Source organism: Curtobacterium salicis (genome assembly GCF_011759505.1).
GTDB classification, from domain to species: Bacteria; Actinomycetota; Actinomycetes; order Actinomycetales; family Microbacteriaceae; genus Curtobacterium; species Curtobacterium salicis.
In genome coordinates, this window is record NZ_JAAOYO010000005.1 from 169269 (window position 1) to 193368 (window position 24100).

Annotated in this window: 27 protein-coding genes; 12 read left to right on the forward strand and 15 right to left on the reverse strand. The window is 73.0% G+C overall.

The genetic code is table 11. From position 1 onward, the window contains the following. Positions 1 to 16: 16 nt before the first annotated feature. From E9228_RS15720 to E9228_RS15735, 4 genes are read right to left on the reverse strand one after another with little or no spacing between them, the layout of a single operon-like run. Complete coding sequence (locus E9228_RS15720) at positions 17 to 919, reverse strand: NmrA family NAD(P)-binding protein (RefSeq protein WP_166781480.1); 903 nt, start codon at positions 917 to 919, stop codon at positions 17 to 19. Positions 920 to 929: 10 nt separating this feature from the next. Beyond that, a complete protein-coding gene (locus tag E9228_RS15725; RefSeq protein WP_166781481.1) occupies positions 930 to 1922 on the reverse strand; it encodes an NAD-dependent epimerase/dehydratase family protein in 993 nt (330 codons plus the stop codon). Continuing rightward, a complete protein-coding gene (locus tag E9228_RS15730) occupies positions 1919 to 4678 on the reverse strand; it encodes an alpha/beta fold hydrolase (protein ID WP_341849918.1) in 2760 nt (919 codons plus the stop codon). The genes E9228_RS15725 and E9228_RS15730 overlap by 4 nt, the downstream gene beginning before the upstream one ends. Further along, positions 4675 to 5748: a 3-oxoacyl-ACP synthase III gene (locus tag E9228_RS15735; protein WP_166781595.1), complete on the reverse strand. Its 1074-nt coding sequence runs from the start codon at positions 5746 to 5748 to the stop codon at positions 4675 to 4677. The genes E9228_RS15730 and E9228_RS15735 overlap by 4 nt, the downstream gene beginning before the upstream one ends. 139 nt (positions 5749 to 5887) lie before the next feature. Here E9228_RS15735 and E9228_RS15740 point away from each other — a divergent pair, with 139 nt between their 5' ends. Next, positions 5888 to 6544: an SAM-dependent methyltransferase gene (locus tag E9228_RS15740; RefSeq protein WP_166781482.1), complete on the forward strand. Its 657-nt coding sequence runs from the start codon at positions 5888 to 5890 to the stop codon at positions 6542 to 6544. A gap of 69 nt (positions 6545 to 6613) precedes the next feature. On the opposite strand, the gene pgi is transcribed toward E9228_RS15740, so the two are convergent. Then, entirely contained in the window at positions 6614 to 8335 is a 1722-nt protein-coding gene (gene pgi, locus E9228_RS15745) for a glucose-6-phosphate isomerase (protein ID WP_166781483.1), read from the reverse strand. Positions 8336 to 8575: 240 nt separating this feature from the next. Between pgi and E9228_RS15750 the strand changes: the two genes are divergently transcribed. The 6 genes from E9228_RS15750 to E9228_RS15775 all read left to right on the forward strand — a co-directional run bounded on the left by E9228_RS15750 (position 8576) and on the right by E9228_RS15775 (position 15014). Beyond that, positions 8576 to 9658, forward strand: coding sequence for an oxidoreductase (locus E9228_RS15750; protein ID WP_166781484.1), 1083 nt, complete (start codon positions 8576 to 8578; stop codon positions 9656 to 9658). 140 nt (positions 9659 to 9798) lie between these two features. Next, positions 9799 to 11097 (forward strand): sensor histidine kinase, encoded by a 1299-nt coding sequence (locus E9228_RS15755; RefSeq protein WP_166781485.1) that lies wholly within the window; start codon positions 9799 to 9801, stop codon positions 11095 to 11097. Beyond that, a complete protein-coding gene (locus E9228_RS15760; RefSeq protein WP_166781486.1) occupies positions 11079 to 11774 on the forward strand; it encodes a response regulator in 696 nt (231 codons plus the stop codon). Before E9228_RS15755 ends, E9228_RS15760 begins: the two co-directional genes overlap by 19 nt. A gap of 205 nt (positions 11775 to 11979) precedes the next feature. Next, positions 11980 to 12861 carry an ABC transporter ATP-binding protein gene (locus E9228_RS15765; RefSeq protein WP_166781487.1) on the forward strand — a complete coding sequence of 294 codons (882 nt, stop codon included), beginning with the start codon at positions 11980 to 11982 and terminating at the stop codon, positions 12859 to 12861. Then, positions 12858 to 13943 carry an ABC transporter permease gene (locus tag E9228_RS15770; RefSeq protein WP_166781488.1) on the forward strand — a complete coding sequence of 362 codons (1086 nt, stop codon included), beginning with the start codon at positions 12858 to 12860 and terminating at the stop codon, positions 13941 to 13943. Before E9228_RS15765 ends, E9228_RS15770 begins: the two co-directional genes overlap by 4 nt. A 108-nt stretch (positions 13944 to 14051) precedes the next feature. After that, a complete protein-coding gene (locus E9228_RS15775; protein ID WP_166781489.1) occupies positions 14052 to 15014 on the forward strand; it encodes a helix-turn-helix domain-containing protein in 963 nt (320 codons plus the stop codon). Here E9228_RS15775 and E9228_RS15780 read toward each other — a convergent pair. From E9228_RS15780 to E9228_RS15800, 5 genes are all read right to left on the reverse strand, one after another. Then, a complete protein-coding gene (locus E9228_RS15780) occupies positions 15007 to 15606 on the reverse strand; it encodes a TetR/AcrR family transcriptional regulator (protein WP_166781490.1) in 600 nt (199 codons plus the stop codon). The two genes, E9228_RS15775 and E9228_RS15780, sit on opposite strands and share 8 nt — an antisense overlap. Before the next feature lies 1 nt (position 15607). After that, entirely contained in the window at positions 15608 to 15769 is a 162-nt protein-coding gene (locus E9228_RS15785) for a hypothetical protein (protein ID WP_166781491.1), read from the reverse strand. Next, positions 15766 to 15930: a hypothetical protein gene (locus E9228_RS15790; protein ID WP_166781492.1), complete on the reverse strand. Its 165-nt coding sequence runs from the start codon at positions 15928 to 15930 to the stop codon at positions 15766 to 15768. Before E9228_RS15790 ends, E9228_RS15785 begins: the two co-directional genes overlap by 4 nt. 87 nt (positions 15931 to 16017) lie before the next feature. Further along, the gene (locus tag E9228_RS15795) at positions 16018 to 16215 is read right to left on the reverse strand and encodes a hypothetical protein (RefSeq protein WP_166781493.1); all 198 of its coding nucleotides are present in this window, start codon (positions 16213 to 16215) and stop codon (positions 16018 to 16020) included. 248 nt (positions 16216 to 16463) lie between these two features. Further along, on the reverse strand, positions 16464 to 16961 hold the full coding sequence (locus tag E9228_RS15800) for a DUF1990 family protein (protein WP_166781494.1): 498 nt from the start codon (positions 16959 to 16961) through the stop codon (positions 16464 to 16466). A gap of 102 nt (positions 16962 to 17063) precedes the next feature. Here E9228_RS15800 and E9228_RS15805 point away from each other — a divergent pair, with 102 nt between their 5' ends. Then, positions 17064 to 17705: an NAD(P)H-binding protein gene (locus tag E9228_RS15805; RefSeq protein WP_166781495.1), complete on the forward strand. Its 642-nt coding sequence runs from the start codon at positions 17064 to 17066 to the stop codon at positions 17703 to 17705. A gap of 5 nt (positions 17706 to 17710) precedes the next feature. Here the strand turns inward: E9228_RS15805 and E9228_RS15810 are convergent, their stop codons facing one another. Beyond that, positions 17711 to 18274, reverse strand: coding sequence for a TetR/AcrR family transcriptional regulator (locus E9228_RS15810; RefSeq protein ID WP_166781496.1), 564 nt, complete (start codon positions 18272 to 18274; stop codon positions 17711 to 17713). 23 nt (positions 18275 to 18297) lie between these two features. Between E9228_RS15810 and E9228_RS15815 the strand changes: the two genes are divergently transcribed. Continuing rightward, positions 18298 to 19551: an MFS transporter gene (locus tag E9228_RS15815; RefSeq protein WP_166781497.1), complete on the forward strand. Its 1254-nt coding sequence runs from the start codon at positions 18298 to 18300 to the stop codon at positions 19549 to 19551. On the opposite strand, the gene E9228_RS15820 is transcribed toward E9228_RS15815, so the two are convergent. Then, positions 19451 to 19783: a hypothetical protein gene (locus tag E9228_RS15820; protein ID WP_166781498.1), complete on the reverse strand. Its 333-nt coding sequence runs from the start codon at positions 19781 to 19783 to the stop codon at positions 19451 to 19453. The genes E9228_RS15815 and E9228_RS15820 overlap by 101 nt on opposite strands. Before the next feature lie 83 nt (positions 19784 to 19866). Between E9228_RS15820 and E9228_RS15825 the strand changes: the two genes are divergently transcribed. Together E9228_RS15825 and E9228_RS15830 are read left to right on the forward strand one after the other, a co-directional pair. Continuing rightward, the gene (locus E9228_RS15825) at positions 19867 to 20181 is read left to right on the forward strand and encodes a DUF7882 family protein (RefSeq protein ID WP_166781499.1); all 315 of its coding nucleotides are present in this window, start codon (positions 19867 to 19869) and stop codon (positions 20179 to 20181) included. Then, entirely contained in the window at positions 20178 to 20474 is a 297-nt protein-coding gene (locus E9228_RS15830) for a hypothetical protein (protein ID WP_166781500.1), read from the forward strand. Before E9228_RS15825 ends, E9228_RS15830 begins: the two co-directional genes overlap by 4 nt. A 47-nt stretch (positions 20475 to 20521) precedes the next feature. Here the strand turns inward: E9228_RS15830 and E9228_RS15835 are convergent, their stop codons facing one another. Together E9228_RS15835 and E9228_RS15840 are read right to left on the reverse strand one after the other, a co-directional pair. Continuing rightward, positions 20522 to 21214, reverse strand: coding sequence for an alpha/beta hydrolase (locus tag E9228_RS15835; RefSeq protein WP_166781501.1), 693 nt, complete (start codon positions 21212 to 21214; stop codon positions 20522 to 20524). A 77-nt stretch (positions 21215 to 21291) separates the two neighbouring features. Next, a complete protein-coding gene (locus tag E9228_RS15840; protein WP_166781502.1) occupies positions 21292 to 21870 on the reverse strand; it encodes a TetR/AcrR family transcriptional regulator in 579 nt (192 codons plus the stop codon). A 159-nt stretch (positions 21871 to 22029) separates the two neighbouring features. Here E9228_RS15840 and E9228_RS15845 point away from each other — a divergent pair, with 159 nt between their 5' ends. Further along, entirely contained in the window at positions 22030 to 23508 is a 1479-nt protein-coding gene (locus tag E9228_RS15845; RefSeq protein ID WP_166781503.1) for an MFS transporter, read from the forward strand. 200 nt (positions 23509 to 23708) lie between these two features. On the opposite strand, the gene E9228_RS15850 is transcribed toward E9228_RS15845, so the two are convergent. After that, entirely contained in the window at positions 23709 to 24065 is a 357-nt protein-coding gene (locus E9228_RS15850) for a hypothetical protein (protein WP_166781504.1), read from the reverse strand. Positions 24066 to 24100 lie beyond the last annotated feature (35 nt).

Here is a 24100-nt window from a genome sequence, read left to right on the forward strand (position 1 = left end):
TCCTGTCCGGAGGCGCTCAGTCGGTGCCGAGGTGGGCCGCCAGCACGTCCCGCACCGACGTGTAGTCGTGCGCGCCGTACCGGTCGTTGCGGACGTGGCGCAGTTCGGCCTCGCCGCTGAACATGCTCACGAAGTACTGCATCCCCTGCCACGCCGGGAAGGTCTCGTCCTCGGTCGAGGACAGCCGCCGACCGGTGCGCGCCATCGTGGACAGGATGCCCGTCGTACCGGCCCACTGCAGCCGGAAGGTCCGCCCCGTGAGCCGGGACATGGTGGCCGCCAGTTCCCGCGACGTCACCCGGTCCCCCGCGACCTCGACGACCCGCGGCGCGTCGGTGTCGAGCGCCACCCGGGCGGTGACCCACGCCACGTCGTCCTTCGTCGTGAAGTCGAGCACCTGGTCCGCCGAGGACCAGAACAGCACGCGCTGCCGGTCGAACAGCACCAGCGGAGCCTGCCCGGTGAGCATGTCGGCGAAGGCGCCGTTGAGCACCGAGGTCGCACGGATCGAGGCCGCGTCGACGTCGGCGGCGAACTCGCGGCGGAGCTCGAAGTTCCGGTTCGTGCCGGGCGTGACCGAGCGGTAGTCGGCCGCGTAGTCGGACGGGACGAACCGCTGCACGCCCGCGTCGACGGCGGCGGCGAGCAGGGCCCGCTGCGCGTCGACGATGACCGAGCGGGTGCCGCTGACGGCCGAGACGACCACCTCGACGCCCTCGAGCGCCGGGAGCAGTGCGGCGCGGTCGGTGTAGTCGGCGACGACGACCTCGACCCGGTCCTGGTCGGCGTACCGCTCGCCCGAGGTGTTCGCTCCCCCGCGGGTGAGGACGCGCACGTTCGTGTCGAGGAGCAGGAGTTCGCGGACGATGCGCGAACCGAGGTCGCCGGTCGCACCGGCGACGAGCACAGAGGTGGTCATGTCCACCACGCTACGGACGGCGGCGGTGCCCGTCCGGATCGGCAGCGGCGGCCGCCAGTGCGCGCAGCCCCTGGTCGACGGACACGGACGGTGACCATCGCAGGTCCGCCCGGGTGCGCCGCTGGTCGAACCAGTGCGCCGTCGAGAGCTGTTCGGCGAGGAACCGGGTCATCGGTGGCTCGTCCGTGCCGGGGCGGATACGCCAGACGGCCTCGACCAACGACCCCGCGACGCGGGCGATCGCGGCCGGCACGTGGCGACGCGGTGCGGCGACCCCGGAGGCCGTGCAGATCCCGGCGAGGAGCTCACCGACCGGACGCGGCTCGCCGTTCGTCACGACGTACGCCCGGCCGTGGACGTCCTCGGCGCGGTGCAGCGCGGCGACCATCGCGGTCGCGGCGTTGTCGACGTAGCAGGTGTCGATCAGCGCGGCGCCGGAGTCCAGGACCGGCAGGCGTCCACGGCGGGCCCGGTCGACGATGCGGCCCACGAGCTGTTCGTCACCCGGACCCCACACCAGGTGGGGGCGGACGGCGACGACCGCGAAGCCGGGTGCGTCCGCGCCCAGGGCCAGGCGTTCGGCGGCGGCCTTCGTCCGGGCGTAGTCGCCGCGGGCGGTGCCGGGGGACGCCGGGGTGGCGTCGTCGCCGGCGATGGAGGCTCCGGTGTGGGCGACGGACGGCGACGACACGAACACGAAACGGGTGGCACCGGCGTCGCGCGCGGCAGCGAGCAGGTCACGCGTCCCCTCGATGTTGACCCGCTCGAAGTCGGCGGGGTCACCCGCCAGCGACACCTTGGCGGCGAGGTGCACGACTGCCTCGACGTCGGCGACCGCGGAACGCACCGCAGCCGGGTCGGTCATCGTGCCGAGCACGTCCGTGACGCCGTCGACTCCGGAGGGCCGGCGCTGGAACGTCCGGACCTCGTGCCCGGCGTCCCGGACGGCTGCCGCGACCGCACGCCCGAGGAAGCCGCTCGCACCGGTGACCAGCACCCTCACGGGCGGGTCATCCGTCCCCCGGAGAGCACCGACGTCGCCCAGCGGGACAGGCGTGCCCGGTCGACCTTGGAGTTGTGCCGGATGTCCGTCGGCAGCACCGGGACCACGAGGACGGCAGCCACCGGCACACCGGCCACGGCACGGACCGCATCGGCGAGTGCGGGGTCCGCGAGGCCGGGGCGACGCGCGGCGGGGACGGTCTCGACGACGGCGACCACCTGCTGCGTCCCGACGGGACCGATGCCGGCGATGCCCGCACGACCGACGCCCGCGACCCGTTCGATGCGCTGCTCGGGGCCGACCGGGGTGACGACGACACCCGGGGTCGTGACGACGTGCTGCATGCGGCCCTCGACCCAGAGCTGGCCCGCGGCGTCGAGGTGCCCGACGTCGCCGGTGCGGTGACCGCGCGGGTCGTCGACACCCAGGCGCGAGGCCCGGTCGGTCCGCCAGAGCCGGTCGTAGTGGTCGCGCACGTGCGGGGCGACGACGACGATCTCACCGGTGACGTCGGGCGCCTCGGTGAGTGCTCCGGTCGCGCGACCGTCGGCGTCGAGCGGGGCGATCCGCACGCGGACCGACGCAGCCGGTCGGCCGACGCAGATGCCCTCGGACCCGGACGCCCCGGCAGCGCGGACGCCCTCCAGGTCGACGTCCGTCATGAGCAGCCCCTCGGTCATGCCGTAGGGGGTGTGCGCACCGGCGTTCGGCATGAGCTCGGTCGCCGCGGTGAGCAGCGCCGCCGAGACCGGGGCGCCGGCCGACAGGAACAGGCGCACGCGGCCGAGTGCCCGTCGGTCGTCGTCGGTGAGCGCGGACGCCGTCGCGACGACGTTCGCCAGGGCCGCCGGCGACAGGAACACCACCGTGGCGTCGGCCGCCACGACCGCGTCCGCGACCGCGCGGGCGGTCAGGGTCCGGGGCGCGGTGACGTCCATGTCGGGGGCGACCGACCGGGCGCCGAGAGCGGGGCCGAGGAGCGCGAACGGGGCGAAGCCCGCCACGAGTCCGGTGCCGACACCGACGTCGTACTGGCCGGCGAGGGCGTCCCGCACCGCACCGAGCTGTCCGTGCGTGTAGACGACGCCCTTCGCCGGGCCGGTCGACCCGGAGGTGAACAGGACCGCGGCCGTGGCGTCGGCGGCGGGGGCGTCCGGCAGCGCGGAACCGGCGGCCAGACGTGCGGCACCGCGACGGGCGACGGCGGCTAGGGTGTGCTCGACGCGCAGTGCCCGACGAGCGGGGGCGGGCAGCGCCACGGTCGCGATCCGGCGTCCGGGCCAGCCGAGGGCGCGTGCCGCGGCGAGTCCGGGCAGGGCGCCGACGATCCAGTCCGGACGGGCGCCACGGACGGCGCGGGTCAGGCCGCCGAGGCCGAGGCCGGCGTCCGCGACGACGACGACCGCGCCGATGCGGACGCAGGCGTAGAGCGCGGCGGTGAGGTCCGCGCCGGGGGTCACGAGCAGCGACACCCGGTCGCCGGGCCGGACGCCGAGGTCGACCAGCCCCGCGGCGACCTCGTCGATGCGTCGGGCGAGCAGGCGCCAGGTGATCGTGCGCGTCCCGCCCGGAGCGGCCATCTCGACCAGGGCCGGCTCGTCGCTGTCCCGCAGCTCGGTCAGGTGGGTCCAGAGCGGACGGTGGGCGCGCTCGTCGTCGGCGCTGGGGCTGTCGGCACTGTCGGCGCTGTCGGCGCTGTCTGCACTGTCGGCGCTGTCGGCCGGGAGGCCCGGTGCGGCCGGCACGGGCACGGTGCCGTCCGGCAGGTGGTCGCCGAGCCAGTCGAAGACCGTCCCGGCGACGTCGGCGTCGTCCGGCAGCAGGTGGCCGGCGCCCTCGAAGCGGTGCACGTCGGCCTGCGGCAGCCGTGCGGCGAGGTCGTCGAGGTAGCGCTCGAGGAACACCGGGTCGCGAGGACCCCAGAGGAGGAGTGCGGGGACGTCGAGCGCCGCGACTCCCGACGCGATGCGGTCGAGCTCGGCGGCGCTCGGGTGGGTGGCGTCGACCGGGATGTCCGCGACGAACCCACCGACCGCGCCACGTCGGGCGGCACCGCGGTAGGGCGCCCGGTAGGCGTCGGCGGTGGCTCGGTCGAGCTTCGGGTGCGCGATCGCCAGGGTGGTCTCGATGAACGCCGGGGTGATGACGGTGGCGCGGCCGAGCAGCTGCGGGCGGAGCGCCAGACGGAGCGGTGCCGGGATCGGGGCGTCCGCGGGCTGGTGCACCGCGGTGTTGCAGGTCGTCACGGCGACGACGAGGTCGGGGTGGTCGACGGCCCAGCCGAGGGAGACGACGCCGCCCCAGTCGTGGCCGAGCGTGACGACGGGCCCCGTGAGCCCGAGCTCGTCCGTCAGCGCGCCGAGGTCGGCGACGCGGTCCGCCAGGCGCTGGTCCTCCCCGGTCCGCTCCGAGAAACCCATGCCGAGCTGGTCGACGGCGACGACCCGCCAGGCCGGACCGCCGGCCGCGGCGACCTCGAGGGACCGCGCGACGACCGAGCGCCACAGGTAGGACCAGGTCGGGTTGCCGTGCACGCAGAGCAGCGTGCCGACGGGCTCGACACCGAGCTCGTCCAGGGACGCGGCCGTGTCGAGGAGGTGCCAGGTGCGGGCGGGGCGATCCGTGCCTCCCGTGCCCTCCGGTGACCGACCGGGGACCGTGACCAGGCGCGACCAGGCCGGGTCGAGTCCGGGCAGGAGCGGCGGGAGCGTCGCCGGAGCCGTGCTCGCGGCGGCGCGGGGCAACCGCGCTGTCACCAGTGCAGTTCCATCATCGCCGTGTTGATGCCCGAGCCCACACCGCCGAGGAACACGCGGTCGCCGGGGCGGATGGAACCGCGGGCGACCTCGTCCGCCAGGGTGATCGGGATCGACGCGGGTCCGACGTTGCCGAACCGCTCGTACGTCGTCGGGACCTTGTCGCGCGGGACCCCGATGGCGGCGACGAACGCGTTGGTGTGCACGTCGGAGACCTGGTGCAGCACGTACCGGTCCATGTCGGTCCAGTCGAAGTGGGCGCGCGCTTCGTCCCACGCGGCGACGACGAGCTCCATGCCGCCCTTGAGCAGCATCTTGGCGTCCGTGAACATGCCGTCGACGCTGCCGACGCACAGGTCGTACCACTGGGTCGCCGCGCGGGTGACGCCACCGACGATCCGGTGGCCGTTCGGGTGCAGGTCCGCCGGGCCGAGCACGGCCGCGGCAGCGCCGGAGCCGAGCGTCAGGCTGGCGAACTCGCTCATGAAGTCCTTGCGGTTCCGACCACCCTGGTTCAGGCGGTCGATGGTGTTGAGCTGCACCTGGTCGGCGTCCTCGCCGTCGACCACCAGGGCGTACTTGATCTGGCCGGAGTCGATCATGCCGGCGGCGACGCTCATGGCGTTGACGAAGCCCAGGCAGGCGTTGGCGATGTCGAAGTTGATCGCCGAGGTCGGCAGGCCCAGACCGTGGTGGAGTCGCACGGCCACCGAGGGCTCGAGGTGCGGACGCGTCACCGAGGTGTTGATGAGCAGGCCGACGTCCTCGGGCTCGATGCCCGCGGCCGCCATCGCACGACGGCCGGCATCGATCGCGGCGTCCTGGAACGACTGGTTCTCGCCCCAGTTGCGGCGCTCTCGCACACCGGCGACGCGCTCGAGCAGACCCATCGGCAGACGCAGACGCCGCAGCACCCCGCGGAGCTTCTCCTCGATGTCCGCGGAGGTGGTCACGCGGTCCGCGACGGTGGTCTCGACGGCCAGGACCGCGGCGTTCCGGAAGCGGACGGTGGCGTTGCCAGGTCGCTCCGTCTCGGCGCTCGGGGTGTCCTGCTGAGGCCGCTCGGTCATGATCGTCACTTGCACATACTTCCGTATCGATGCTGGGTCTCCGTTGCGACTGCGCCGGACGGACCCCGGGAACGTCGTCGCCGTTGCCGATCCGGCAATCGTACTGGCCGTCCCCGAGCACCGGTGCGATGCTGCGCGGATGACCGCAGAACCCACTCCCGGCACGGATGCCGAGGCCTACTGGACCGATCGCTACGGGGACGCCCCCATCTGGTCGGGGGCGCCGAACGCCTCGCTCGTCGACACGGTCAGGCGGCTCTCCCCCGTCCGCTCCGATCATCCGGTGCGCGCGCTCGACCTCGGCAGCGGTGAGGGCGGGGACGCGCTCTGGTTGGCGGGACAGGGGTGGCAGGTCACCGCGGTGGACATCGCCGCGAACGCCCTGGCCCGCGGCCGGGCCCAGGCCGAGCGCGTCGGGCTCGGCGACCGGGTGAGCTGGGTGCAGGCGGACCTGGCGACGTGGGACACCGACGAACGCTTCGACCTCGTGGCGGCGTCGTTCCTGCACTCGTCGGTGTCGTTCCCGCGGAGCGCGGTGCTCCGCCGGGCGACGACGTTCGTGGCACCCGGCGGGCACCTGGCGGTCGTCGGCCACGCCGGGTCGCCGTCCTGGGCGTCGCACGGCGAGCACGCGCACGCCGAACCCCTGGTCGGGCCGGCCGAGCAGGTCGAGCAGCTCGCCCTCGACGACGGGTGGAGCGTCGAGGTCGCCGAGCTCCGCACCCGCCACGTCACCGGACCGGACGGCGAGCCAGCGACGCTCGAGGACTCGGTGGTCCTGGTCCGGCGGCACTGACCGCGGCCCGCTGCATGCACGAGAGGCCCGTCGCCGGAGCGACGGGCCTCTCGTGTCGGGTGCTGGAGATCAGCCGCGCAGCTCGAGGTACTTGGCGATGAGCGCCTTCGTCGAGGAGTCCTGCGCGTCGAGGGCGTCCTGGTCACCGTCGACCGCCGGAGCGACCTGCAGCGCGAGCTGCTTGCCGAGCTCGACACCCCACTGGTCGAACGAGTCGATGCCCCAGATCGTGCCCTCGGTGAACACGATGTGCTCGTAGAGGGCGATCAGCTGGCCGAGGACGCTCGGGGTGAGCTCCGGCGCCAGGATCGACGTCGACGGCTTGTTGCCGGTGAAGGTGCGGGCCGCGACGATCATCTCGTCGGTGGTGCCCTCAGCACGGACCTCGTCCGCCGTCTTGCCGAAGGCGAGCGCCTTCGACTGCGCGAAGAAGTTCGCCAGGAACAGGGAGTGGACGTCCTGGCCGGGCTGCACGGCCTTGCCGTCGCCGGTCTCGTCGGCGAGGGCGTGCGCGGGCTTCGCGACCGTGATGAAGTCGGCCGGGATCAACCGGGTGCCCTGGTGGATGAGCTGGTAGAACGCGTGCTGGCCGTTCGTGCCGGGCTCGCCCCAGAAGACCTCGCCGGTGTCGGTGACGACGTCCGAGCCGTCCCAGCGGACGCGCTTGCCGTTCGACTCCATCGTGAGCTGCTGCAGGTAGGCCGGGAAGCGGTGCAGGTACTGCGTGTACGGCAGGACCGCGTGGCTCTGGGCCCCGAGGAAGTTCGTGTACCAGACGTTGAGCAGGCCCATCAGGACCGGGACGTTCTGCTCGAGCGGGGCGGTGCGCATGTGCTCGTCGATGGCGTGGAACCCGGCGAGGAACTGCTCCCAGTTCTCCTGGCCGATCGCGATGACGACGCTGGTGCCGATGGCCGAGTCGACCGAGTAGCGGCCGCCCACCCAGTCCCAGAAGCCGAAGGCGTTCTCCGGGTCGATGCCGAACGCGGCGACCTTGTCGAGCGCGGTGGAGACGGCGACGAAGTGCTTCGCGACGGCGTCCTTCTTCTCGTCGTCGCCGGCGTCGGCGAGGCCGAGGCCCGCCCAGAGCCACTGGCGCGCGAGGCGTGCGTTCGTCAGGGTCTCGAGGGTGCCGAAGGTCTTCGACGCGACGATGAACAGCGTGGTCTCGGGGTCGAGGCCGGCCGTCTTCTCGTGGATGTCAGCCGGGTCGATGTTCGAGACGAACCGCACCTCGAGCCCCTGCTGCACGTACGGCTTGAGGGCTTCGTAGACCATGACCGGGCCGAGGTCCGACCCGCCGATGCCGATGTTGACGACGGTCTCGATGCGCTTGCCGGTGACACCGGTCCAGGCGCCGGAGCGGACCTGCTCGGCGAAGCCGTAGACCTTGTCGAGCGTGGCGTGCACGTCGGCGTCGACGTCCTGGCCGTCGACGGTCAGGGGTGCGGCGGGCACCAGGCCCTCGGTCGCCTTCGGTCGGCGGAGCGCGGTGTGCAGCACGGCGCGGTCCTCGGTCACGTTGATGCGCTCACCGGAGATCATCGCCTGGTAGCGCTCGGCGACGCCGGTGTCCTTCGCGACCTGCAGCAGTGCCTGCAGGACCTCTTCGGTCACCAGGCCCTTCGACAGGTCGACCGTCAGGTCCGCGGCCTGGAAGGTGTACTTCTCGGCACGACCGGGGTCGGCGTCGAACCACCCTCGGAGGTCCGGGGAGAAGCCGGCGGCGATGCCGTCGAGCTGCTTCCATCCTGCGGTCGATGTGGGGTCGACGGGTGCGGAATCGGTCACTTCGGTCCTCCTGGACGCCAGAGCTGGACGGCCCGCAGACCTGGCGCAGCATCGCGTCGCGGGCCGCGTCCGAGCGTAGTGCCGTTCCGCCGACCTCGCGCACAGGACCGCGTCGCCCCGTGGAGGCGCCGCGGTCCGGTCCTGCCCGGGCCGGAGCGGGCCGGCCGGGTCTGGACGGAGAGTACGAGAACAGTCGTACTGTGGACAGGCCCACGAACCGAACGACCGGGAAGGACCCGCGTGACCCACGCACTCTTCGACCCCATCACCCTCCGCGGACTCGAGATCCGGAACCGCGTGTGGATCCCGCCGATGTGCCAGTACATGGTCGAGGCGCAGGACGGCGTCCCCACCCCGTGGCACCTCGTGCACCTCGGCGGCCTGGCCCGTGGCGGTGCCGGTGCCGTCGTCGTCGAGGCCACCGGCGTCGTCCCGGAGGGCCGCATCAGCCCGCAGGACCTCGGCCTCTGGAACGACGAGCAGCGGGACGCGTTCCGCCCGATCACCGACTTCATCCACAGCCAGGGTGCCGTCGCCGGCATCCAGCTCGCCCACGCCGGACGCAAGGCCTCCACCAGCCGCGAGTGGGGTCCCACCGCGGGTGGCGGCAACGTCGCACCGGAGCAGGGCGGATGGCAGCCGGTCGGGCCGTCGCCGGTCGCGTTCCCCGGTCTGCACGTGCCGACCGAGCTGACCGTCGAGGGCATCGCCGACGTGGTCCGGGCCTTCGCTGCCGCGGCACGACGCGCGGTCGACGCCGGCTTCGACCTGCTCGAACTGCACGGGGCCCACGGGTACCTGCTGCACGAGTTCCTCTCGCCGCTGTCGAACGAGCGCACGGACCAGTACGGCGGCTCGCTCGAGAACCGCGCCCGCGCCCTGCTCGAGACGGTCGACGCGGTCCGGGCCGAGGTCGGCGAGGACGTCCCGCTGGTGGTCCGGCTGTCCGCGACCGACTGGGTCGAGGGCGGCTGGGACATCGCCGAGTCCGAGCAGCTGTCCGCCTGGCTCGGCGAGCACGGCGTGGACCTGGTGTCGGTGTCGACCGGCGGCAACGTCCAGAACGCCCCGATCCCGGTGGGGCCCGGCTACCAGCTGCCGTTCGCGACCGCGATCCGGCAGGCCACGGGTGTGCCGGTCGCGGCCGTCGGGATGATCGACGACCCGTTCCAGGCCGAGCAGATCGTCGCCCTCGGGCAGGCCGACGTGGTCCTGGTCGGTCGGGGCGCGCTCCGTGACCCGAACTTCCCGATCCGTGCCGCGCAGGCGTTGCGGGTGGACCTGCCGTACAAGCCGGCCCCGTACGAGCGCGCCTACCGCTGACCCGCCTCCGGTGACGGACGGGAGGCCCGCACCACGGCCTCCCGTCCGTCACCCTCCACAGGTGGCCGGCCCCGGTTCGCCGTCCACAGGCACGGACCGCTCCGGCGGCCGGACCGATGTGAGCCGATACCGTGGTCCCCATGACGGGCACGGGGGTGACCGCCGGGCACGACCCGGCGCGGGGCGAGGAGTGGTCGCGGCTGCCCGTGGGACGGCGCGAACGCCACCAGGACGCGGTCCTGGCGCTCGTCCTGGCCGGCGCGCTGGCGGTGTCCATGGTGCTCTACGACTCGATGGGCCTGTACGACGACCCGGCACCGTGGTGGGTGTCGGCGGTCATGGTCGTCGCGAACGCCGGGCCGCTCGCGTTCCGCCGCCGGTTCCCGATGTCGGTCGCCGTCGTCGCCGCTGTGGCCTTCGCCGCGACCCAGCTCCTACACGTGCCAGAGGGGCTGTTCGTCAACTTCACCCTCTTCATCGCCCTGTACACGGTCGGCGCCTGGTGCTCCGACCGGGTCCGGGCCGAAGCGGTGCGCTGGGTCCTCATCCTCGGCATGTTCGCGTGGGTGTTCCTGGCGATCGTGTTCCGGTGGTCGGTGCCCAGTGCCCTCCCGGACGACGGCGACTCGGTCATCCCGCCGTACGTGGCGAACTCGTTGCTGTCGATCATCATCAACCTCGTGTACTTCGGCGCGGCCTGGTACTCCGGCAACCGCGCGTGGACCGCGGCGGTGGCGAAGCACGACCTCGACGAACGGACGGTCGAACTCGCCACCGAGCGGGAGCGGTCCGCGGCGCAGGCCGTCGCCCTCGAACGCGTCCGGATCGCCCGGGAACTCCACGACGTCGTCGCGCACCACGTGTCGCTGATGGGGGTGCAGGCCGGAGCTGCCCGACGGGTGATCGACCGCGACCCGGAGCAGGCCGCCGCGTCCCTCGGTGTCGTCGAGGACAGCGCACGGACCGCGGTGGAGGAGCTGCGCCGGATGCTCGGCACCCTCCGCCAGACCGACTCCGACGGCCACACGCTGCCGGCTGACGCCCCGAGCACCGAGGGCCTCGCACGGCTGCCGGAGTTGGCGACGGCCGCGACCACCGCCGGGCACGACACCGGCTTCAGCGTCGTCGGCGACGAACGGCCCGTGCCGCCGACCGTCGCCGCGGTGGCCTACCGGATCGCGCAGGAGGCCGTGACGAACGTCCTCAAGCACGCCGGACCCGACGCCCGCGCCGACCTGCGACTGCGGTACCTGCCGGACGCCCTCGAGCTCGAGGTGACCGACACCGGGGCCGGAGCACGGGCCTCCCGGTCGACCGCGGGCAGCGGGCTCGGCCACGTCGGCATGCGGGAACGCGTCGCCGCGGTCGGCGGACGGATCGAGATCGGCCCGCGCGCTCGTGGCGGCTACCTGGTGCGGGCATGGCTGCCGACGGCGTGATCCGGGTCGTCCTGGCCGACGACCAGGACCTGGTCCGGGCGGGCTTCCGGGTGATCCTGGAGTCCGAACCCGGCGTGCAGGTCGTGGCCGAAGCCCGCGACGGAGCCGCGGCGGTGGCAGCCGTCGCCGCCCACCGGCCGGACGTCGTGTGCCTCGACGTGCAGATGCCCGGCGTCGACGGGCTCGAGGCCGCCCGCCGCATCACCGCGACGGACGACCCACCGGCGGTGCTCGTCCTGACCACGTTCGACACGGACGAGTACCTGTTCGACGCGCTCGCCGCCGGTGCCAGCGGGTTCCTGCTGAAGAACGCCTCGCCGGAGAAGCTCATCGAGGCCGTGCGCACCGTCGCCGCCGGGGACGCCCTGCTGTCCCCCGACGTGACGCGACGGGTGATCAGCCGCGCGACGACGGCGATTGTGCCCGTGGTCCCGACGACCGAGCGCGTGGTCGACCCCGGTACCGCGCCGGTCGCCGGCCTGACCGAGCGTGAGACCGAGGTGCTGCGGCTGCTCGGGCGGGGCCTCAGCAACGCCGAGATCGCCCGGTTGCTCTTCGTCGGCGATGCCACCGTGAAGACCCACGTGTCGAACGTCCTGCAGAAGCTCGGCGTGCGCGACCGGATCCAGGCCGTCGTCTGGGCGTACGAGAACGGTGTGGTCCGCTCCGGCGACTGACCCCCGCAAAACGCAACGTGGGTGGCACCGCGCAACGGTGTTCCGTGGCGCGGCACCGCCCACGTTGCGTTTCGCGGAGGGGCCTGCTCTCCCCCGCGCGGCGGACACGACGCCGGCGCGATCCCCGTCTCGCGCCGGAGGCGGCGACCCCACCTCCCTCGTAGCGTCGGAGGCGCAGCGATCGTCGCTGCGGAAGGGACCCGCCATGCTCAGCATCGAGGGAGTGACCAAGCACTTCGGCGAGCGCCGCGTGCTCGACGACGTCGGCTTCACGGTCGGCCGCGGTCGGTTGACCGGGTTCGTCGGCGGCAACGGCGCCGGCAAGACCACGACCATGCGCATCATGCTCGGCGTGCTCGACGCCGACCGCGGCACCGTCGCGATCGACGGCGTGCCGATCGGCCCCGCCGACCGTCGTCGGTTCGGCTACATGCCCGAGGAACGCGGCCTGTACCCGAAGATGCCGGTCGCGGAGCAGGTCACCTACCTGGCGCGGCTGCACGGTGTCGACCGTCGGACGGCGACGGCGCGGACCACCGAGCTGCTCGAGCGCCTCGAACTCGGAGCGCACGCCGGGGACCCGGTGGAGAAGCTCTCCCTCGGCAACCAGCAGCGGGTGCAGGTCGCCGCGGCGCTGGCCCACCGGCCGGAGGTCCTGGTGCTCGACGAACCGTTCTCCGGGCTGGACCCGATGGCCGTCGACACGGTCCTGGGCGTCCTCCGCGAGACCGCGGCGGACGGGGTGCCGGTGCTGTTCTCCAGCCACCAGCTCGACGTGGTCGAGCGCCTCTGCGACGACGTCGTCGTGATCGCCGGCGGTCGGATCCGTGCGTCCGGCCCCCAGGACGAACTGCGACGGAACGCGGGCCCGGCAGCGTGGGAGATCCTGGTGGCGGACGACGTCGCCTGGCTCCGCGACGAACCGGGCGTCACGATCCGGGCCTTCGACGGCGGCTACGCCCTGTTCGAGGCCGACGAGTCCGTCGCCCAGGGCGTGCTACAGCGTGCGGTCGCACGCGGGCCGGTGGCGTCCTTCGGTCCCCGGGTCCCCCGCCTCAGTGAGGTCTTCGCGGAGGTCGCACGATGAGCATCGTCCAGCGCAGCACCGTCGACGCCGTGCGGCTCGTCACCGTGCGGGAGATCCAGGCCCGACTGCGGAGCAAGGCCTTCGTCGTCTCCGCGGTGATCCTGCTCGTGATGGTCGTGGCCGGCATCGTCGTGGCGGGCATCGTCGGGAAGTCGACGGCGAACGCGACGACCCCGGTCGCCGTGGTGAGCGGTGTGAGCCTGCTGAGCGCCGACGGACTCGACGTGACGCGGGCCTCCGATCGGGCGGCCGCCGAGCAGCTCGTGCGTGACGGCGACGTGGACGCTGCGATCGTCCCCGACGGCGGGCACCTCGGCTTCCGGGTCGTCGGTCTCGACAGTGCGCCGACCGACATGGTGCAGGCGCTCAGCGTCTCGCCCGAGGTGGACCTGCTCGACCCCGGTGCGCTGCCCGCGGGTCTGGTGTCCCTGGTGGGGATCGCCTTCGGCGTGGTGTTCTTCGCCTCTGCGGTGACGTTCGGGCAGTCGATCGCGCAGAGCGTGGTGGAGGAGAAGTCCACCCGGGTCGTGGAGATCCTGATGGCGGCGATCCCGGCCCGGGCGCTGCTCGCCGGCAAGGTGATCGGCAACAGCGCGATGGCGCTCGGGCAGATCGTCGCCATCGCCATCGCGGCCGCGATCGCCCTGGCGGTGACGGGGCAGGACAACCTCTTCACGCTCCTCGGCCCGAGCGCGCTGTGGTTCGTCGGGTTCTTCGCGGTCGGGTTCGTCCTCATCGCGGCGCTGTTCGCGGCCTCGGCGGCTCTGGTGTCCCGTCAGGAGGACGTCGGCAGCGTGACCACCCCGGTGATGATGCTGCTGATGATCCCGTACTTCCTCATCGTGTTCGCCGCGGACGACCCGACGATCCTCGGGATCATGTCGTACGTGCCGTTCAGCGCCCCGATCGGCATGCCGGTCCGGATCTTCCTGGGCACGGCGGAGTGGTGGGAGCCCGTGCTCTCGCTGGTCGTCGTCGCGGTGTCCGCACTGGTCGTGGTGCTGCTCGGCGCCCGCGTGTACGAGAACGCGCTGCTCCGGACGGGTGGCCGGGTGAAGCTGGGCGAGGCGATCCGCGGCTGATCCGAGCAAGGCTGAGATGCTCCGCTGGACGCGGTCGGCCGGTCCCCCGTGGCGGTTCCCGGACACCGGGCTGCCACCGGGGACGGCGGCCGTGGGATGCTTCGCCTGATGCCGATCGACGACGCGATGCCGGTGCGCCTCGACGTGACGGGGACGGACCTCGGGGAAGCCGCGACCTTCATCGCGGACCTCTACGGCGCCGACCTGCACGTCGGGCCGGCGTCGACGCCGTTCTCGTTCCGGTACGCGGCCATGGGCGACAGCACGATGTCACTGCACACGGCGCAGTTCGCCGGGCACCTCCACGGGGACCTGCCGCCGTCCGACGCCGTCATCGTCCAGTGGCTGCAGTCCGGGTCCTCGCGCCTGGACACCGGTGGCAGCGTCCTCGAGATGGAACCCGGCGTCCCGGTGCCCCTGCTGCCCGACCGCACGTTCTCGTTCTCGATGGACGACTACGAGCAGCGGCTCGTCCACCTGTCCCGCGAGGTCGTCGAACGCGTCGCCGCCGAACAGGGTGCGGACCTGACCGCGGGCCTGCGCTTCGACCACACGACCGCGCCGTCCGAGCAGTCCGTCCGCACCTGGCACAACACGGTGTCGCTCATCTCGCACACCCTCCGTGACGGCACACCCGGCCGCCTGCTGCACGCCGAGATGGCGCGACTGGCGGCGGCGTCGCTGCTCGAGATGTACCCACAGCAGCGACCGGTGCGCCGGGACCCCGAGGGGACGGCGCTGTCGGTCCACGTCCGAGCGGCCGTCGAGTACGTCAACGACCACGCCCGGATGCCGATCACCACGAGCTCCCTGGCCCGGCACCTCGACGTCAGCCTGCGGGCGCTGCAGGAGGCCTTCCAGCGCGATCTGCAGACGACGCCGAACGCCTACATCCGGCAGGTGCGCCTGGACCGGGTGCGGCAGGAGCTGCTCGTCTCCGAGCCGACCACCGTCATCGTCCGCGAGGTCGCCGCGGCGTGGGGGTTCGCGCACCTCGGACGCTTCGCCCAGCAGTACGCGACGGAGTTCGGCGAGACGCCGACGGCCACGCTCGAGCGTCCGGTCAGATGAAGTCGGTGTGCGCGGTCGGCGCGTAGGCCGTCATCAGCGTCGCGGCGGCGAGCCGGGCGGAACGCGCCGGACGCGTGGTGCGGTGGATCGCCGACTCGACCTTGGCACCCTCGACCAGCAGGGAGAGCGCGTCCGCGACGTGCGCGGGCAGACCGGCACGACCGGCGAGGGCGTGCAGATGCGCCTCGATGCCGCGCAGGTGGTCGTGTGCGAGGGCGGCGACCCGTGACTCGGATCGTCCGAGCTCGCCGTAGCCGTTGATGAAGGCGCATCCGGTCCAGGACTCGTCCTGGAAGCACGATTCGAGGTGCGCGAAGACGGTGAGGATCTCGTCCCGGGCGTCGGCGGCACCGACGGCGGCCTCAGCGAGCCCCTCGTTCCACTGCTCGTGCCGGTGTTCCAGCACGGCGACCACGACGTCGATCCGCTCCGGGAAGTGCTGGCGGACCGCGTCCGGGTCCGCTCCGGCGAGCGTCGCGACGGTGGCGTGGTCGAGTCCGACGGCCCCCTCGGCGGTGAAGACCCGGTCGGCGGCGTCGACGACGCGAGCACGGTCCCAGCGGTACGGTTCCTGCTCGACGTCGACGCCCACGTCAGATGGTCGTCGTCGTGGTGCGGAGGGTGACGGCTCGGGCGATGCGCTCGGCGCACAGTGCCTCGAGCCGGGCGAGCCGGGCCCAGACGACGCGGTGGTCGGCACTCAGCCCGGTCGCGTCGGCCGTCACGCGGACGGTGCCCTGCTCGAGGGCGATCACGCAGCGGCCTGGAAGAAGTCGGCGTAGGTCGGGTCGGCGCTGACGCCGATGCCGAGCCGGCTGATCACGATGCGGTCGATCTCGACGGGCGAGGACATGCCTCGACGGTGCCACTCCAGGGGGTCGGAGCGGAGTTCCTGCATCAAGGTCGAGTCACGCACGGGGGGCCTCCTGTTCGCGCATCAGCGCGGTCATGTCGATGGGTTCGGTCAGCGCGACGGTGTCGTAGGGCGCTGCGGCGGTGGCGATCACGAGGCGACCACGACAGCGATGACGGCGAGCGTGAACGCGGTGACGGCTGCCAGGCCGACGACCAGCGCGCTGGCGGTCAGGATGCGGCGGTGGGTGGCTTCGCGGACCTCGGAGAAGGTCTCGGTGCGCGTCGGACGGCGAACGGCCGGGCCTCCGGCGAGGGGAGTCGGGATGGCGGTGATGGTGGCGGGCATGAGCTTCGCCTCCTCTGCAGGGACCTCGGACGGTCCCGTGTCGACCAGGGCAACCGCTGCAACCAGGCCACCGCAGATCGCGGGGGATGTCGGGCACGCGGGATGGAGTTCGTCCTGGTGTCTCCGACGCTACGACACGTCCCGGACGGGACACGAACGCGTTCGCGGATCCGCGAATCGCGACGGGGACGGGCCGCGCATCGCGAGCGGACGGGGCGCGCATCCGGCTCGGTGCGGTGCGCCGTCGGTCAGCGCAGCGCGCGCCGGTACCGCCAGCGAACGACGACCTGCGCGAGCCGGAGCAGCGGGAACACCAGCGCCCATCCTCGGGTCGTCGCCGGACGGGTCAGGGACCGCAGGGTCAGCCAGACGGTGTCACCGTCGCGGGTGACGACGAACGCCTCCTCCCCGTCGACGGGGTGGCCGGGCAACGTCCGGTAGGCGAAGCCGACACGGTCGTCGGTGCGCACCACCTCGACGACCTCGACGGGCTCCCGCACGACGACCGGGCCGACCCGGAAGCGCACGGCGAGCCGCTGGCCCGGCCGCACCTCGGCGTCGTCCGGCACCGAGAACCCGCTGCGGGTCTTCACGCCCCAGCGGAGCACCGACCGGGAGGCACGCCCCCACACCGCCTCGCCCGTCCCGACACGGGACCGCCGCTCGTACCGCCGGTGCGTCGGAGCGGTGGGCCCCCACGCAGCGGACGCGACCTCGGTCCGCGCCGCCCCCTCGTCACCGCCCATGCCGGCCATCCTGCCCGAGCGACGTGCCCGGCCGCGCGGGTCGACCCTCCCGGCCGGTCACCGGCCACCCCGTCGTCAGGACCCGCGCGTACCGTCCACGACATGAGCAACGTCATCATCCTCGGCGGCCACGGCCGCGTCGCCCTCCTCACCGCGCAGCTCCTGACGGCCCGCGGCGACACCGTCTCGTCGGTCATCCGGAAGGCCGAGCAGCAGGACGACGTCCGGGCCACCGGAGCGGAGCCCGTCGTCGCCGACATCGAGCAGCTCGACATCGCCGGGCTCACCGACCTGGTCCGCGGCCACGACGCGGTCGTCTGGGCCGCCGGTGCCGGCGGGGGTTCCGCCGAGCGCACCTGGGCGGTCGACCGTGACGCCGCGATCCGCACGATGCACGCCGCCCTCGAGGCCGAGGTCCGGCGCTTCGTGCTCGTCTCCTGGTCGGACGCGGGCCTCGGCCACGGCGTCCCCGAGGACGACGACTTCTTCGCGTACGCCGAGGCGAAGACCGTCGCCGATGCCGTCCTCCGCGACTCGGCCCTCGACTGGACGATCGTCGCGCCGAGCACCCTGACCGACGACGAGCCGACCGGGTCCGTCGAGAGCGCCGACCCGTCCTCGAGCATCGCCCGCGGGGACGTCGCCGCGCTCGTCGCCGCGGCCCTGCACGACGACGCGTCGGTCGGCAAGACCTTCCGCGTCAACACCGGCGACGTCGCGATCGAGCAGTTCGTCCGCGACTGAGCCGTTCAGGCGAGCAACGCCGCCGCCACCGCCCGGGCCGTCGCGGTGTCGCCGACGTCGGCACCACCGCGCAGGCGCATCGCCAGCGCCCCGGAGACCACGAGGAGCAGGCGGTCGGCGAGGCCGTCGGCTGCGTCGGCCCCGACGAGGGGCACCGCGGCGGCACGGAGCCGAGACCGCAGTGTGGTCGTCTCGTGGTGCAGCACCACGCTGATCTCGTCCGGCGCGTCCGCGTACTCGGACGCGGTGCCGAGGAACGCGCACCACCGCGACCCGATCGGCGTCGACCGGAAGGCGTCGAGCGCGTCGAACACCGCCAGCAACCGGCCGCGGTCGTCGGACGCCCGTGCGACGGCTTCGTCCCACACGCGCAGCCATCCGTCGTGCCGGCGCTCGAGTGCGGCGGCGACCAGGGCCTCCTTGCTGGCGTACCCGCGGTAGAGCGTGGCCGCGGACACCCCGGCCCGGTCGAGGACGGCGTCGATCGGGGTCGCGGCGATGCCCCGCGTGAAGAAGAGCTCCTCTGCGGCGTCGAGGAGTTTCCGCTCCGTTCCTGGGCGCATCGTCATGCCTGCACCCTAGGCTCTGAAAAGTGAAACGTACGTTTTCGTTCTTGGCCTCGCCCGCCGCACTCGTCGGCAGTGGCACGGCCTTCATCGCGGCCACCTACGGGCTGGTCCGCCTGGCGTACGGACTGTTCCTGCCGGACGTCCAGGACTCGATCGGGCTCGGCGACGGGCCCGCGGGCTGGATCGCCTCAGGGTCGTCGATCGTGTACGTCATCGGCGCACTCCTCGGCTTCCTGGTCGCGCCGGCCCGTCCACGGACCGCGCTCCTCCTCGCCGCACTGACGGCGGGTCTCGGTGTCGGCGGGATGGCCGCGAGCACCGGACCGCTCGTGTTCGGTGTCGCCGCGGTCATCAGCTCGGCGGGAGCGGGACTGGCCTCCCCCGCACTCGTCCGACTCGTGCAACGGGACCTGCCGGCCGGACGGGTGAACGGGGCGCAGGCGGTGGTCAACTCCGGGACGGGGCCGGGCCTCGTCGCCGCGGGCATCCTCGCCCTCGTGCTGCTGCCGGGCTGGCGGACGGCGTGGGCGGTGGCGGCGGTCGTCACGGTGGTGACCGGAGCCGCCGTCCTGCTCGCCGACCGGGCCGCGGCAGCAGCACCCTCCGACAGCGACCCCGTCGCCGCGTTCCCGCCGCGCACCTGGTTCGCCGCCCACGGTCGTCCCGTGCTCGTGGCCCTGCTCCTCGGCGCCGGATCGGCCGCGGTCTGGACCTACGGCCGCACGCTGCTCGTCGACGCCGGCGCCCCGACGACGCTGTCGGTCGTGGCGTGGATCGCCCTCGGTGTCGGCGGCGCGACGGTCGCCCTGACCGCACGGTGGCTCGGTCGGCTCCCGGCCCGCACCGCCTGGACCCGCACGGCGGCCGCGGTCGCCGTCGCCACCCTCGGCCTCGGGCTCGCCCCACAGGTGAACGGCGCTGCACTGACCGCGGTCGCACTGCTCTGCTGTGCACTGTTCGGGTGGGGCTACACGGCGGCGACCGGCGCCCTGATCACATGGACGACCGAGCTCGACCGGGACCGCGCGGCCGCGGGCACCTCGGTGCTCTTCGTGGTCCTCGTCCTCGGCCAGGCGCTCGGAGCGGCCGCGGCGGGCGGTGCGCTCCCGGTGGTCGGGGCGGCGCCGGTGTTCATCGCGGCGGCGGTGGCCGTCGCGCTCGGGGTGGTGCCGGCGGTCAGAAGTCCTCGCCGATGTCCGGCACGTCCGTCATCTCCTCGTTCCACGCCGGCCGAGCAGGCTGCAGACGCAGCGTCTCCGCCTCGAGGTACTCGATGACCTCCTGGTCGACCGGCTCGTCGGCGCTGTCGGGTACCGGCGTCGAGAAGATCTCGCTCGCCGGCCCGATGAGCAGGTGCGCGTAGACCGTGCCGCCGCCCTCGGTGACGACCGGGATCTGCACGACGTCGGACTTCCCGGCCACCGCCAGGGCACGGCAGTACCGGAGCAGGGCCTTGCAGGTGCGGTCCCCGGTCAGGATGTGGCTGTTCGCGTAGTGGATGCGGCGCATGTCGGCCAGGTTGTCGGACGGTCCCTGGGGGACGCTTAGGCTTTGCCGGAGCCGGACAGAACGGCTCGGAAGGACACACCACCATGGGCAAACTCGTCTACGACTCCACGTTCACCGCAGAGTTCGACGACCGCCTGCTGACGCACCTGCAGATCGTGATCGGGATGAAGCTCCGCCGTGGCGAGTCCTTCATGTTCTCGTGGAAGGACGACGTCGAGCTCGGCGACGGCCGCACCGCGATCTGGCTCGACCGCTCGATGCCCCTGGTGTTCCGCTACTCCGGCAGCCGCATCCCCGCCGTGAACCGCACCTGGGTGGAAGCGCTCGGCCTGACCGCCGGCTCGTCCGCGGGCCTCCGCATCGTGCCCGAACCGACCGACTCCGGAGACACCCTGTGAAGCGCACGGTCCTGACCTACGGCGGCACGCAGTACACGATCGCGAACGAGGACACCGAGACCGTCCAGGCACGCATCGACGCCGGGCTCCGGGACAACCCGTTCATGTGGTTGCCGGTGAACTACGGGGACGGCCGGGCCACCCCGGCGATGCTCCTCATCTCCCCCGCGACCCCGGTGGCGATCATCACCGAGCGCGACGTCGACGAGCAGGACGAGGGCAGCGTGGCCCGCTACCTGCTGCCCGAGCAGACCCGACCGGCGTCGATCGAGATCGGCCCGACCGACCACTAGTCCGACCGACGCCGACGGGTCCGCGCGGCGCCGGAGCGCGAGGTACGTCAGGTGACGAGCGGTGCCAGCACCTCGACCACCAGGTCGGGTCGGGTGATGAACGGGTGGTGTCCGGTCGCCAGGTCGACGGACCGGGAGGCGCGACCCGCGTGCTCCCGCTGCAGGCCGATCGAGGTGCTCCGGTCCGCCGTGCACACGAGATAGATGGAGTCGACGCCCCGCCAGCCCGCGTCGGTCGTCGGGGTGCCGAGGGCCGCGATCGACTGCGTCGTCACCCGCTCCCAGGCCGCGCGCTGCACGGCGTCGGCGGCGTCCTGCAGGAACCGGGCGCCGAACCGCGCGGAGTCGTACCCGTCGACCGCGACGAGACCGTCCCCCGCGTCGACCACCGCGACCGGGTCCGGCTCGTCCGCCATGATCTGCGCCTGCGCCTGTCCGACGTCCGGCAGGTACGACGAGACGAGCACCAGGTGCCGGACGGCCGCGTGCCGCCCGGCCTCGGCGATCACCGTGCCGCCGTAAGAGTGCCCGACCAGGACGGCGTCACCGACCTCGTCGAGGACCGCACGGAGGGCCACGGCGTCGGCCTCGAGACCGCCGCGCTCCCCGGTCTCGCCGCAGGACGGCAGGGCGACCGAGCGGCTCCGGACACCGGTCCGTTCCTCCAGGAGCGTCGCGGTCGGCTGCCACCACCACTGCCCGTCTCGCACGAGTGCGCCGTGGACGAAGACGACTTCCATGAGAGACCTCCGGTCCTGGTCGACCACGCGGCCGACCGTCCCCCATCCAACGCCCTCCCGTCGTCGACGGGTGGCGGTCAGCCCCGTCCGCCGCCGAGCAGCGCGCGGAGGGCGTCCTCGAGCGGTACGGCGACCGCCTCGACGTCCGCGGACGCCAGGGGTTCCACCCGGGTCGACGTCCGCATCATGGTCATGCCGAGCACGACGGACAGGGCGATCTCGGCGCGGACGAGCAGGTCGTCGTCGACGGTGTCCGGGCCGCCGGCACGCACGGCCCCGGCGAGCCGTTCGGCGTACCCGCGGAGGGTCTCGCGGCGGATCCGGTCCACGGCCTCGTCCCCGGAGTTCCGCAGCAGGAGGAGCAGCTGCATCGAGTCCTCGTCGGTGGGCGACCGGATGATGTGCCGGATGAGACCGCCGAGCGCCCGCTCCAGGTCGGAGCCCGACGTCACCGGTCCCTGCTCGGGCGCCGCGCGGTCGAGGCAGGCGCGGAACAGCCCCACCTTCGACACGAAGTACCGGTTGATGAGCGCGACGTTCACCCCGGCGTCGGCGGCGATGTCCCGCACGGTCGTCGCCCGGTAGCCGTCGAAGGCGAAGCGACGCCGAGCGGCCTGCACGAGGGCCAGGCGGGTGGCGGCGGCGTCCTTGCTCATGGGCCGAGCGTAGCGGGCGCTTCCGAGGGCCTCATCGCGATGTAAGCGGGTGTTGACACCGGGAGCAGAACGCGTACCCTCGTCAAGTCAGCAGATGTTGACATCGACAGCGTCGTCGGTCCACCCCGAACCACACCCGATCCGACCAGACGGAGCACGATGGCCACCGCCACCGCGAGCCCCCGCACGGGCTCCACCCCGACCGCCGAGCACGGCCGTCGTCCGAACAGCACCGCGATCATCGTCTACCTGTCCCTGGGTGGCCTGTCGTTCGCGGTCCTGCAGTCCCTCGTCGCTCCCGCGCTCTCCACGATCGGCAAGGACCTCGGCGCCTCGACCAGCGACGCCAGCTGGGTCCTCACCGCCTACCTGCTCTCGGCCTCGGTGCTCACCCCGATCCTCGGTCGCCTGGGTGACATGGTCGGCAAGCGCAAGGTGCTCATCGTGGTCCTCACGATCCTCCTGGCCGGCGCGGTCCTGGCCGCCCTCGCCCCGAACCTCGGCGTCCTCATCGTCGCGCGCGCCCTGCAGGGCGCCGCCGGCGCGGTGATGCCGCTGTCGATCGGCATCGTCCGCGACGAGCTGCCGAAGGAGAAGGTCAGCGTCACCATCGGCCTGCTCTCCGCCATCTTCGGCATCGGCGCGGGCGTCGGCATCGTGGCCGCCGGCCCGATCGTCGAGCACCTGTCGTGGCACTGGCTGTTCTGGCTGCCGGCCGTCCTGGTCGTCATCGCCCTGCTCGGTGTCGTGTTCGGCATGCCCGAGTCCCCGGTGCGGAAGCCCGGTCGCCTCGACCTCGCCGGCACCGTCGTCCTCGCCGTCGCACTCGTCGCGATCCTGCTGGCCGTCAGCGAGGGCCAGACCTGGGGCTGGGGCGACGTGAAGACCGTCGGCCTGCTCATCGTCGGTGCGGTCGCGCTCGTGGCCTTCGTGTTCGTCGAGCTCCGTGTCGCCGAGCCCCTCATCGACGTGCGGCTCTTCGCCGTCCGCGGCGTCTGGACCGCCCACGTCGTCGCGCTCGTCTTCGGGTTCGCGATGTTCGGCACGTTCGTCCTCGTCCCGACGATCCTGCAGCTGCCCTCCGCGCTCGGCTACGGCTTCGGCAAGGACGTCACCCAGGCGGGCCTGTTCCTGCTGCCGACCGTCGTGATGATGGTCATCGCCGGCCCGATCGCCGGCATCCTGGTCCGCAGGGTCGGGCCGAAGCCGCCGATGCTCATCGGCGGGGTCGCGATCGTCGCCGCGTTCCTGATCCCGGCCGTCTCGCACGCCGCGATCGCCGAGATCGTCGTGTCCGGTCTCCTCACCGGCGTCGGGATCGGCATGGCGCTGGCCGCCTGCTCGAACGCGATCATCGAGAGCGTCCCGGCGAACCAGACCGGTGAGGCGATCAGCGCGAACACCGTCGTCCGGACCATCGGGTCGAGCGTCGGCACCGCCGTGATCGCCGCCCTCATCACCTCGCACAGCACGCCGCAGGGCCTGCCGACCGACGACGCCTTCACGATCGGCTTCTGGGCCTGCACGGCAGTGGCCGTCCTCGCGGTCGTCGCGGCACTCGCGGCACCCTCGATGCGCGCACGCCGCGCCGCCGCGGTCGCCGCCGGTGTCGACGACTTCGACGAGGTCACGCGCTGACCGCATGACCCGGCGCGTGTCGTCGAGACGCCGCGGAACACGCGAGACGCCGCGGGGATCCGCGGCGTCTCGGCCGCTCCGCGGTGTCGCGGCATGACCGCGGCGTCCCAGCCTGCCCGCGGCGTCCCAGCCTGACCGCGGCGTCTCGGGCCGGGACCGCTGACGCGAGCCCGGGCCGTGCCTCCCGGCCGCCAGCGCGGTCAGGCGCGGTGGTGGCTCCGACCGAAGAGCGACGCGAGCGACGCGACGATCGCCATCCGGAGTCGGACCCCTGCGGGCGGAGCCGGCGGCATCGTCCGGATCGGCGCCGTGAACGCCAGGTCGTGCAGGTTGTTGCGCTTCGAGCCGTCCCAGTTCGCGAACAGGTACGGCGTGCCGAGCGCCATCAGGCTGCGGACCGGTGCCGGACGCGTGCCGGAGGCGGCGACCGCGTACCCGGAGTGGCCGGCCGTGATCGCCTGGATGACGGTGTCCGCGTCGGTGACGCCGTTGGCGGTCACCACGGTGGTGATGCCCGTGCGGTCGCGGGCGACGAATTCGATGATGTGTTCAGTCACGAGGAGCTCAGGGTCGCGAGTGACGTCTCGGCGTG

Coding starts and splice junctions, on each gene's coding strand:
- E9228_RS15720 (WP_166781480.1), bottom strand. CDS start 919: ATGACCACCTCTGTGCTCGTCGCCGGTGCGACCGGCGACCTCGGTTCG.
- E9228_RS15735 (WP_166781595.1), bottom strand. CDS start 5,748: ATGACCGAGCGGCCTCAGCAGGACACCCCGAGCGCCGAGACGGAGCGA.
- E9228_RS15740 (WP_166781482.1), top strand. CDS start 5,888: ATGACCGCAGAACCCACTCCCGGCACGGATGCCGAGGCCTACTGGACC.
- E9228_RS15755 (WP_166781485.1), top strand. CDS start 9,799: ATGACGGGCACGGGGGTGACCGCCGGGCACGACCCGGCGCGGGGCGAG.
- E9228_RS15760 (WP_166781486.1), top strand. CDS start 11,079: ATGGCTGCCGACGGCGTGATCCGGGTCGTCCTGGCCGACGACCAGGAC.
- E9228_RS15765 (WP_166781487.1), top strand. CDS start 11,980: ATGCTCAGCATCGAGGGAGTGACCAAGCACTTCGGCGAGCGCCGCGTG.
- E9228_RS15770 (WP_166781488.1), top strand. CDS start 12,858: ATGAGCATCGTCCAGCGCAGCACCGTCGACGCCGTGCGGCTCGTCACC.
- E9228_RS15775 (WP_166781489.1), top strand. CDS start 14,052: ATGCCGATCGACGACGCGATGCCGGTGCGCCTCGACGTGACGGGGACG.
- E9228_RS15795 (WP_166781493.1), bottom strand. CDS start 16,215: ATGCCCGCCACCATCACCGCCATCCCGACTCCCCTCGCCGGAGGCCCG.
- E9228_RS15800 (WP_166781494.1), bottom strand. CDS start 16,961: ATGGGCGGTGACGAGGGGGCGGCGCGGACCGAGGTCGCGTCCGCTGCG.
- E9228_RS15805 (WP_166781495.1), top strand. CDS start 17,064: ATGAGCAACGTCATCATCCTCGGCGGCCACGGCCGCGTCGCCCTCCTC.
- E9228_RS15810 (WP_166781496.1), bottom strand. CDS start 18,274: ATGACGATGCGCCCAGGAACGGAGCGGAAACTCCTCGACGCCGCAGAG.
- E9228_RS15820 (WP_166781498.1), bottom strand. CDS start 19,783: ATGCGCCGCATCCACTACGCGAACAGCCACATCCTGACCGGGGACCGC.
- E9228_RS15825 (WP_166781499.1), top strand. CDS start 19,867: ATGGGCAAACTCGTCTACGACTCCACGTTCACCGCAGAGTTCGACGAC.
- E9228_RS15835 (WP_166781501.1), bottom strand. CDS start 21,214: ATGGAAGTCGTCTTCGTCCACGGCGCACTCGTGCGAGACGGGCAGTGG.
- E9228_RS15840 (WP_166781502.1), bottom strand. CDS start 21,870: ATGAGCAAGGACGCCGCCGCCACCCGCCTGGCCCTCGTGCAGGCCGCT.
- E9228_RS15845 (WP_166781503.1), top strand. CDS start 22,030: ATGGCCACCGCCACCGCGAGCCCCCGCACGGGCTCCACCCCGACCGCC.